The organism is Clostridium mediterraneense, from assembly GCF_900091705.1.
Lineage (GTDB): Bacteria > Bacillota > Clostridia > Clostridiales > Clostridiaceae > Sarcina > Sarcina mediterraneense.
Genome location: NZ_LT594785.1, coordinates 1,904,483 through 1,915,020, shown reverse-complemented (window position 1 = coordinate 1,915,020; position 10,538 = coordinate 1,904,483). Strand labels below are relative to the sequence as shown.

The 10,538-nt window shown below is 26.9% G+C and carries 11 protein-coding genes, 1 pseudogene and 1 riboswitch; of the genes and pseudogenes, 11 read left to right on the top strand and 1 reads right to left on the bottom strand.

The window, feature by feature from the left end; all coding sequences use genetic code 11:
- Positions 1-2,036 (top strand): annotated as a pseudogene (locus BN8917_RS11035) (hypothetical protein); the annotation flags it as partial.
- 65 nt (positions 2,037-2,101) lie between these two features.
- Here BN8917_RS11035 and BN8917_RS11030 read toward each other — a convergent pair.
- On the bottom strand, positions 2,102-2,242 hold the full coding sequence (locus BN8917_RS11030; protein WP_066874386.1) for a zinc ribbon-containing protein: 141 nt from the start codon (positions 2,240-2,242) through the stop codon (positions 2,102-2,104).
- Between the two features lie 259 nt (positions 2,243-2,501).
- On the opposite strand from BN8917_RS11030, the gene BN8917_RS11025 reads away from it, so the two are divergent.
- The 10 genes from BN8917_RS11025 (at position 2,502) to gloA (ending at position 10,418) form a co-directional block, all read left to right on the top strand.
- Entirely contained in the window at positions 2,502-2,699 is a 198-nt protein-coding gene (locus tag BN8917_RS11025) for a PLDc N-terminal domain-containing protein (protein ID WP_066874384.1), read from the top strand.
- 35 nt (positions 2,700-2,734) lie between these two features.
- Entirely contained in the window at positions 2,735-3,676 is a 942-nt protein-coding gene (locus tag BN8917_RS11020; RefSeq protein WP_066874382.1) for an ABC transporter ATP-binding protein, read from the top strand.
- A complete protein-coding gene (locus BN8917_RS11015; protein WP_084748615.1) occupies positions 3,654-4,421 on the top strand; it encodes an ABC transporter permease in 768 nt (255 codons plus the stop codon). The genes BN8917_RS11020 and BN8917_RS11015 overlap by 23 nt, the downstream gene beginning before the upstream one ends.
- A 144-nt stretch (positions 4,422-4,565) precedes the next feature.
- Positions 4,566-5,102, top strand: coding sequence for an RNA polymerase sigma factor SigY (gene sigY / locus BN8917_RS11010; protein WP_066874380.1), 537 nt, complete (start codon positions 4,566-4,568; stop codon positions 5,100-5,102).
- Position 5,103: 1 nt separating this feature from the next.
- Positions 5,104-5,481 (top strand): hypothetical protein, encoded by a 378-nt coding sequence (locus BN8917_RS11005; protein ID WP_066874378.1) that lies wholly within the window; start codon positions 5,104-5,106, stop codon positions 5,479-5,481.
- Positions 5,481-5,690 (top strand): hypothetical protein, encoded by a 210-nt coding sequence (locus BN8917_RS11000; protein WP_066874376.1) that lies wholly within the window; start codon positions 5,481-5,483, stop codon positions 5,688-5,690. Before BN8917_RS11005 ends, BN8917_RS11000 begins: the two co-directional genes overlap by 1 nt.
- Positions 5,691-5,979: 289 nt before the next feature.
- Complete coding sequence (locus BN8917_RS10995; protein ID WP_066874374.1) at positions 5,980-6,576, top strand: FMN-dependent NADH-azoreductase; 597 nt, start codon at positions 5,980-5,982, stop codon at positions 6,574-6,576.
- A 145-nt stretch (positions 6,577-6,721) separates the two neighbouring features.
- Positions 6,722-6,812: riboswitch (NiCo riboswitch) on the top strand.
- Positions 6,813-6,949: 137 nt separating this feature from the next.
- The gene (locus BN8917_RS10990) at positions 6,950-9,490 is read left to right on the top strand and encodes a cation-translocating P-type ATPase (protein WP_066874372.1); all 2,541 of its coding nucleotides are present in this window, start codon (positions 6,950-6,952) and stop codon (positions 9,488-9,490) included.
- Positions 9,491-9,679: 189 nt separating this feature from the next.
- Positions 9,680-9,832 carry a zinc-ribbon domain-containing protein gene (locus tag BN8917_RS10985; protein ID WP_066874369.1) on the top strand — a complete coding sequence of 51 codons (153 nt, stop codon included), beginning with the start codon at positions 9,680-9,682 and terminating at the stop codon, positions 9,830-9,832.
- A gap of 205 nt (positions 9,833-10,037) precedes the next feature.
- Positions 10,038-10,418: a lactoylglutathione lyase gene (gloA, locus tag BN8917_RS10980; protein ID WP_066874367.1), complete on the top strand. Its 381-nt coding sequence runs from the start codon at positions 10,038-10,040 to the stop codon at positions 10,416-10,418.
- Positions 10,419-10,538 lie beyond the last annotated feature (120 nt).

The window sequence follows — 10,538 nt, the reverse complement described above, 5'->3', positions numbered from 1 at the left end:
AAGTTGAATCAATAACAGTAAACGGAAAGAAAGTAGATTCAGTAAATGATTTAGATTATAAGAATGAAAAACAAGTTGTTGTTTATCATTTAGCTAAAATACCAAGTAATTCTGTAACAGAAACTATGATAACAAATACAGGTAAAGTTTTAATACCAACTAAGACTGTAAAAACAGCAGAAGAAAATACAGAAGTAGATGTTAAGGGTCTTACAGTACCAGCAGGTTATAAATTAGAAAAGGTAACTATAGATGGTAAAGAAGTAAAGGATGCTGATAACTATAAAGTTGAAATAGGTAAAGATACTACTTCAATAGTATATGTTGTTGAGCAAATACCAAGTGCTAAGCCAATAGTTAAACCAGAACAAAAGCATGAAGCAGGAAATACTGAAAATAAACCAGTAGTAGATCATAATAATCAAAATAAATCAAGTACTGATAAGAATGATAGTAAATCAGCGTTTAAACCGGATGAAAATCATAAAGCAGGAAATACTGATAACAAGCCAGCAGTAGATCATAATGATCAAAACAAACCAAGTATTGATAAGAATGATAGTAAACCAGCGGTTAAACCTGATGGAAATCATAAGGCAGGAAATACTGATAACAAGCCAGCAGTAGATCATAATGATCAAAACAAACCAAGCACTGATAAGAATGACAGTAAACCAGTAGTTAAACCACAAGAACAAGGTGAGGTAATTGTTAAGGTAATTGATCAAAATGGAAAAGTTGTTGAAGAAGCTGCTCATAATGGAGTAGTAGGATTAAAATTCAATCCTATAACAATTCCAAGTAAAGATAAGTTAGTTAATATAACTGTAAATGGAAATACTGTTTCAGAAAGTAATGTTAAGAATGAAATAGTAAGTAATCCAGATACAGATAATAAGACTATTATAATTTATAATGTAGATGTACCTGAAAATAATAATCAAGGAAATACTGTAAATGCTAATGGCAAATCAGATATAAATAATACTATAGGTAGTGATAAAAATAATTCAACAAATATACCTAATAATGTGAGTCCAGTAACAAATAATAATAATTCAGATAGTAATAAGAAAGATATTAGTGAAGGTGGAAATGTTAAGGTAGAAGTTATTGCTGACAATGGTAGAGTAATTTATAGTACTGATTCAAAGGAAAAAGTAGGAAGTGAAATTAAATCAGTTAACATACCTAGTGGATATCATATAGATAGTGTAGATTCTACTGTAGATGGAACAAATGTTAATATAGTACCTACTAAGGTGGTTAAAGGAGATACAGTTATAATCTATCATGTAAGTAAGATTAAAAAAGTAAATCAAGAACCAGCTAAAGCAGAAAAAGGAACAGTAAAGGAAGAAATTATTACTAATGATGGTAAGGTATTATTAGATAGTAATTATAATGAACCTGTAGGAAGTAAGATAAATAAAGTAGTTATACCAAGTGGTTATAAATTACAATCAGTATCTGCTACTGTAAATGGTAATAAAGTACAAGAAGTTCCTACTAAAGTTGAAAAGGGTGAAACTACTATTATTTACAATGTAGTATCAGATCAACTAGCAGTAAATCATAATGCAAATACTACTGATAATCATAATGATACAAAACCAGCAGTAAATCATGATGGAAATACTATTGATAATCATAATGATGTGAAACCAGCAGTAAATCATAATGGAAATACTACTGATAATAATGGTAATGTAAATTCAACAGTAAACCATAGTGGAAACAACACTGATAAAAATAGTAATACAAAATCAGTAGAAAACCATAATGGAAATAATATTGGTGATAATCCAATAGAAAATCATAATGGAAGCCATACTGATAATAGTGCTAATGTAAATCCAAGAGTAACTAATAATAGTAGTAATTCAGGATCTACTATTAAAAGTGATAATGAAGAAACTGTTAACAAAACAGGATTACCAGACACTGGATTAAATAATACAGAAAATGACCTTGGCTTATTAGCAGGAATAATGTCAGCTATAGCAGCTATAGGAATTTTCAGAAGAAAAAAATAATTTAAATTAAATATAGAAGGCTATATAGGTTGATTAATATTACCTATATAGCCTTTTTTATTATTTTAATCTGTTACTTTATAATCAGTTTCATGACAATTTGGACAAGGTGGAAGCTTGTCAGAATTTTTATCTAAAAGAATAGTTTTTCCACAGTTAGTACAAGTATATTGTCCTTTTCCTGGTTTTTCACCTGTTGTGCTCATAAAATCAATCCTTTCAAATTTATTTTATAATTAGTTTTTCTTAAATATTAAAATTTATTGCATAAAGATAAGTAGCATTAATTTAATTTTATAAGTATTTCTATAAATTAAAGTAAATTATAATTTATAAATATAATTATAGTAAAAATAAATTTTTATTTTGTTGAACTTTTTTTTAAAATGATACGTTAAAGAAGTGAAATAAAAAGAAAGCTTTCAAATATTTTAGATTTAAAATAAAAAAGTAGGAGGGAAAGTCATGGGGGTAGATTTAAAGTTAATAATGCCATTAATAATAATACAGGTTGTTGTGATGTTAATAGGCTTAGTAGATTTATTTAAAATAGATAAAGAAAAAATAAAAGGTGAAAATAAGTTTTTATGGGCAGCAATAATTGCATTTATAGGATTTATTGGACCAATTATTTATTTAACTGTGGGAAAGAAAAAAAGATAATAGATGATTTTAGATATAGTAGAAAGTGAGCAGAGATGAAAGTTATTAATTGTGAGGGATTATCAAAAATATATAAAGAGAAAATTGCATTAAAAAATGTAAGCTTTAGTGTTGAAGGGACAGGCTGTATAGGTTTTTTAGGGAAAAATGGAGCTGGAAAAACTACTACTATCAAAATTTTAGCAGGATTAGCAAAAGCTACTTCAGGAAAAGTAGAAGTGGTTGGTTATGATGTAAGTAAATATAGCAAAAAAATTAGGAAAGTTATTGGGTATTGTCCTCAGATGCCTATGTTTTATGATTATATGACAGCACTAGAGTGGATGTACTGGATTGGAAGTATGTTTAAGTTAGATAAAAAGACTATAGAAAATAAAAGTGAAGAGCTATTAAAAAAATGTGGAATATGGGAAGAAAGAAATAGAAAAATAGGAGAATATAGTGGTGGAATGAAACAAAGATTAGCAATAGCTCAAGCTTTAATTAACAATCCTAAATTATTAATATTAGATGAGCCAGTTTCAGCACTTGATCCTATAGGTAGATATGATGTTCTAAAGTTAATAGAGGAGCTAAAAAGTAATATGACAATATTTATATCTACACATATTATAGATGATATTGCTAGAGTTGCAGATGAAGTTGTAATAATTGATAAAGGGTCAGTTGTTATAGCAGATTCAATGGAATCATTGCTACAGAAGTATGCTAAAAATGTAATAGAATTTTCTATTGAACAAACAGATAAGAATATAAAAGATATCTTAGCTAAAAGATCATATATTTATAATGTTGAATGGGATGGTGTTAGATTTAAGGTTAGTACTGATAAAAAAGAAGAAGCAAGTAAAGAAATTCTTAAGATGATTATAGATGAAAATTTAAACTTACTTTCTTATAACGAAGGTAATATATCATTAGAAGATATTTTTCTAAAGGTGGTGAGCAGCAATTATGATGAATCAAATGTTGATTAAAGAAGCAAAAGAGCTATTTAAGAATTATAAAATAATAATGCTTCCATTAATATTCATTGGAATATTATTAATGCAGCCAATAGTGTTAAAGTTGTTGCCTAAATTACTAGAATCAAGTAGTAATTTACCAGCAGGAATGGTTATTAATATTGGAACTATAGGAGTTTCAGATGTATTAGGTTCTATATTAAGTCAATTTGAGCAATTAGGTGTTATTACTATTATTTTAATAATGATGGGAACTATAGTTGAAGAACGTTCAAGTGGTGTAACTGCTATGGTATTAGTAAAGCCGATAGGAAGAGGACTATATTATTTTAGTAAGTTAATCATTTATAGTGTATTGTTTAGTATTAGTTTCTTTATTGCTATAGGAATTTGTGGATATTATACAGATATTTTATATGGTGGTGTAGAATGGGGCGCTTTATTTAAAGGAGCTGCAATATATCTACCTAATCTATTATTGGTAGTTTCTATAGTATTAATTTTATCTAGCTTTTTGAAAAAGCAATTAGCAGTAGCTGTTGGAGCTTTTATATTATATAATATTTTAATTATTGTTCCTAAATATTTAGGAGAATTTATTAGTTCTATATCACCAAATAGTATTGTTGATTCTGCGAATAAAGTACTAAGTGGTGTTAGTGGAGTTGAATTCTTAAAACCTGTAATATGTGTAAGTATGTTATCATTAATGCTCATATTAGCAGGATGTTTTATATTTAATAAACAAGAAATTTAAAATATTAGATAAAATAACTTTAATTCTTCTATTGGCTATAAAACCCTAAAGAGATTTAAAAAGCTACTCTAAAATATAACTTAATAAAATTCAATTTTTGGCATTTAAGATATTGACATAAGTTTAAAATAAGGGGAATATTTTATGGATTTTAAAAATTTAAAGGAAGAAAATTTAATAGCTAGAGCTAAAAATGGAGATAAGTATGCTTTTGAAATATTAATTAATAAGAATTTTTCTATTTTAAAAGGATATGTATTAAAGCTTACGTGTAATAAAGAATTAACAGAAGATATAATACAAGATACCTTATTATCAGCTGTTATTAATATAAATAAGTTTACCCCTAAAGCTAAATTTTCAACTTGGCTAATAAAAATAGCTACTAATAAATATAGAGATTATTTGAGGAAAGTTAAAGAAACAGATATTTTACTTGATGTAATTCCATCGTCATATTGTTTAGAGGATGAAGTGATTAAGAAAAATGAGATAGAAGAAGTACTAAAAATATTAAAAGATATGCCAAATGATAAAAGAATAGTTTTTATACTAAAGCATTATTATGGATATAGCTATGATGAGATAAGTGATATAGTTGACTGTCCAATTGGGACTGTAAGATCAAGATTACACTATGGAATAAAAGAGATTATTTCAAAATTTAAGGGAGGTAGATAAAATGAAATCTTTTGATGAATTTAATAAAGATATTGATAAATATTATGAGGGATCACTAGATGGTGCTACCTCTGAAAATAGAGATTTGAAAGATGCTTTAGATAAGATGTCTTGCATTGAGAATATAGAAAAAGAGGTCAAAATTCCTATTAATCTAGATTTTATAGTTGAACAAGGTCTTGATATAAGTTTTAAGAAAAAGCTTAAAAAATCTACTTTTGAATTTTTAAGTTTATCTATTTTAATATCAATTATTGTTGGAGTTATTGGGATGAAAATTTCTTTTGAAGTAGTACTTGGATTCCAATTTATTCTGTTAATTATATTATTAATATTAAATACAGTTTTATTAAAGAGAAGAAAGGGGCAAAGAGTATAATGACACAAGTAGAGAAGATATTGATTATATTTTTACTTATAATTTTAATTATACAGGGGACTCTTATATTTAGGGATGCAATGAAAAAAGGATTACCTAATCCATGGCTTTGGGGAATTATAGGACTTATGAATATACCATCATCAGCGATAATTTATTTAGTTTATAGAAGATTCTATTTTAAGAAAATAAATAAAAAAAATAAATAAATGTAATGATATAGTTATAGTTTTATATATAGAAAATGGAAGTAGGAAAAGCTACTTCCATTAGTTTTATTATGTAAAATATTTATCTCACTTATCAAATTTTTATTATTAGATAATATACTTAAAACTGTTTAAGAAATTAAAAATTAAAGTAATTACTATATAAAAATAATTATTTGAAAGTAAAACAAGTTTGATAAAGAGTATCAATCATGATAAAATTATAAAAATATAATTTTTAAAAATAAAGATTTTTGATATATAAACAAAAGACAAAGGAGTATTCGACATGAGTAAATTATTATATATTAAAGCAAATATTAAACCAGAAGGACAATCAAAAACTTTTGAAGTCGCTGATAAATTTGTAGAAGATTATAAAAAGGCTAATCCTAATGATGAAGTTGAAGTATTAGATTTATATAAAGAAGATATAGATTTTTTAAGACCAGAAGATTTGGGAAAATTATATGGACCTAAGGATGAAAATAGTAAGAATGATTCATTATTAAAGTATGTTTATCAATTTGCAGAAGCAGATAAATATGTATTTGCAGCACCAATGTGGAATTTAAGTGTACCAGCAATATTAAAGGCTTACATAGATTATGTATCAGTAGCAGGAATTACATTTAAATATACATCAGAAGGTGTAGTAGGACTTTTAGAAGGTAAAAAAGCTGTTCATGTTGTATCTAGAGGCGGAGTATATGCTAATTCTCCAGTAGAAATGGGAGATAGATATCTTAGAACAGTACTTGGATTATATGGAATTCAAGATGTTAAAACAATAGCATTAGATGGTTTAAATCAAAGTTCAACAGATGTTGAAGCTACAATAAATGCAGCTATTGAAGAAGGAAGAGAAATAATAAAGAATTTCTAATCTAAAATAATAAACATAAAAGAGGAACCCACTAAGTTTTTAGAGGGTTTTTTTTTATTAATTTAAAAAAATATTTTAATTAAGTGGAATTTTTTTTGTTTGCACATAGTATATAAAGAAATCTCTTTGCACTGCATACAAATCTACAGTACAAACTGAGCAGGCCAATAAATCATGTATTTATCGGAGCCGGGCCTTAATTGGCAGCAGGATATTATGATACCTGTGGGACAGTAAATTGTTCTACTGGTTTTTTTTATTTTTAGAACAATATTAGAACAATAACTGAGATAAAATCTTTAATGCAATGACATAGAGCTATCAAACAAAAAATCTTTAATTTAAATTAAAGATTAAAATGGAGGTAATCTTTATGACAGAACAAAAAAAGATAGAGGAATTAAAAGGGCTAAATTCAAGTCAAGTACTAGAGAGGAAACTTATATATGGGGATAATAAACTTATTCCTGATAAAAAAGAGAATTTATTTTTAAAGCTCCTAGAAGTTTTAAAGGAGCCTATGTTTTTATTTTTAACTATAGCAGCAATTATTTACTTTATACTTGGAGAACCTCGTGATGCTGTTATAATGATAATATTTGTAATTGGTATGGTTGGTATTGATGTTATTCAGGAATGGAAAACTGATAAAACTTTAAATGCACTTAAAAATTTATCAGCTCCTAATATAACTGTAATAAGAGATGGACAAGAAACAGTTATAAAAAGTTATGACTTACTTCCTGGTGATTTAATGATAATAACTGAGGGCGTAAAGGTTCCAGCAGATGGTAGAATTCTAAGGCTTAATGATCTTTGTATTGATGAATCATCATTAACAGGTGAATCAAAGGTTATTTGGAAGAGAGATTATGATGATAAAAGTAATAAAGAGCATTGGAAAAGAAATTATTGCTATGCAGGAACTCTTGTTATTCAAGGAAGTGCAACTGTTTTAGTTGAAAAGATTGGAGCTGAAACAGAGTATGGAAAGATAGGAACTAATGTAGTAGAAGCTCCTGAAAAACCTACTCCAATGCAAAAACAAATAAGAAAATTAATTAAGGTATGTGGAATTATAGCAGTAGGGCTATGTGTAGCAGTTTTTATTATAAGTTATTTAAATTTTTCATATCTTTCATTTGTAGATAGAATTATAGAGAGTATATTATCTAGTATAACTCTTGCAATGGCAATGATACCAGAAGAGATACTTGTTATTTTAACAGTTTTTTTATCTATGGGAGCATGGAGAATAGCAAGAAAAAAAGCTGTAGTACGTAAGGTATCATCAGTTGAAACTTTAGGAGAAGTATCTGTTTTATGTGTAGATAAAACAGGAACTATTACTATGAATAAAATGAGTGTTAGTCAAACTTGGGCTTTGAATTATGATATAAAAGAATTAATCAGAGTAATGGGAATGGCTTGTGAAACTGATGCTTATGACCCAATGGAACAAGCCATGCTTAAATATTGTGAAGAATTAAATATAACAAAGGATGAATTATTTAGTGGAGAATTAGTTACAGAGTATTCTTTTACTACTGAAAGAAAAATGATGGGACATGTTTGGAATAGAGAAGATGAAGGTGTTATTGTAGCTGCTAAGGGTTCACCAGAGAAAATTTTAACTCTTTGTAGTTTAAGTGATTCTGAAAGAAAAGAGATAGAAGAAAAAATATTTAAGATTTCTTCTAATGGTCATAGAGTTATTGCAGTAGGTAAAATGATGGTAGCTAGTAAGGAAGAGGTACCAAGTAATATCTATGATTGTAAATTAGAGTTTCTTGGACTTATAGGACTTCAAGATCCACCAAGAGAAGGAATTAAAGAAGATATAAAAAATTGTTTAAAGGCTGGTATAAGAGTAGTTATGATTACTGGAGATAATGGTATTACAGCAAGTTCAATTGCAAAACAAGTTGGAATTCCACATAGTAAGTCAATAATTACTGGTGATGATCTTAGTAATATGAGTGATGAAGAACTTAAAAGTAAAGTTAAAGACGTAAGTATTTTTTCAAGAGTTATTCCAGAGCATAAAATGAGAATAGTTAAAGCACTTAAAGAAAATGGAGAAATAGTTGCTATGACAGGTGATGGAGTTAATGATGCACCAGCTCTTAAATATGCTGATATTGGTATTGCGATGGGAAAAAGGGGCTCAGAAGTTTCAAGAGAAGCAGCTGATTTAGTTCTTTTAGATGATAATTTTTCTACTATAATTAATACAATTAGGGATGGTAGAAGAATTTATGATAATATAAGAAAAGCAATAGGTTATGCAATAACTATACATTTACCAATAGCTCTTTCTTCTTTAATAGCACCTCTTCTTGGAATAAATGCTAGATTTCTTCTTCTATTACCTGTGCATGTTGTTTTATTAGAATTAATAATAGACCCTACTTGTTCTATTGTTTTAGAAAGACAACCAGCAGAAGATGATATTATGGTTAGAAAACCAAGAAATCCTAAAGAAAGTATAGTAAATTCAAAATTAATAATAAAGAGTATAGTGCAAGGTGTGATTTTATTTGCTGCTGCTTTTATGGTTTATTATATAGAACTAAAAGTAAATAATGTTTCAGATAATATAGCTCGTTCGATGGGACTTTCTATATTGATACTTTCTAATATATTCCTTGTACAAGTTAATAGTTCCGATAAAGATTTTGCATATAGGTCAATGATGAAACTTAAAAAAGATCCAGTTATGTGGGGAGTAGGTATTATAACAGTTTTAGGATTAGCTTTAATACTATATACACCTATTTCAGCTTTCTTAAATTTAGCACCACTTAATTTTTGTAGATTACTTATAGTAGTTGTTGTATCAATAGCTTCTATTATGTGGTATGAATTAGTGAAGTTATATAAATTGATAAAGAGAAAACAAATGATAAAATAAAGATACAGAAAAATAAAATCTTTAAAAATAATTTTATTTTTGTAAAAAGCTTGCAATATATTTTTTTATATGTTACTATAAGAGAGTAGCAGAAATGCTAACAACAAAAAAAGTTTTTATTATATATTAGTTTCTCTTAATTGGAGATTATTATAAATTAGAATCTTTTAAATTTAGGAGGAATTATTTATGTCAGATAAAATAATTTTATGTAGAGATTGTAACGAAGAATTCGTATTTTCAGTAGGAGAACAAGAATTCTATAAAGAAAAAGGTTTCGATAATGAGCCAGTAAGATGTGCTTCATGTAGAAGAGCTAGAAAAGAGCAAAATAGAAGATAATTTTAGATTGTAATTTGTGCTGTAGGTAAAACTACAGCTTTTTTATTTTTTAACATTAAGAAGTAATAGTTAGAATAAGACAAACTTTTAATTATAGATATAAATAGTACTTATATTGTATTTTTATGGTTAAATGATATAATTAATAATTAAAAGAGAATTTTATTTACTAGATATAAATAATAAATTTTTAGGAGTGATATTTATGGCAATAAAAATGCTTCATACATGTATTAGAGTTAAGGATTTAGAAGAATCTTTAAAATTTTATAGAGATGCTTTAGGTTTAGTTGAAACAAGAAGAAAAGATTTCCCAGAGCATAAATTTACATTAGTATATCTTTCAGATAAAATGGATGGATATGAAATAGAGCTTACTTATAATTATGATACAGAAATACCTTATGAAATAGGAAATGGATTTAGCCATACAGCAGTAGGGGTGGAAGATTTAGAAGCAGAAAGAGAAAAGCATATTGCTTTAGGATATGAAGTAACACCATTAAAGGGATTACCAGGTGAAGCTCCAAAGTATTATTTTGTAACTGATCCAGATGGATATAAGGTTGAAGTAATAAGATTATAATTTTAATATAAGAATAACTAGCTTATTTTAATTAAGCTAGTTATTTTTTTACTTAATTTAAGATATTTAATTTTTTATAATAAAAAATATTACTTTTTATATTACTTTAGTAACACTACA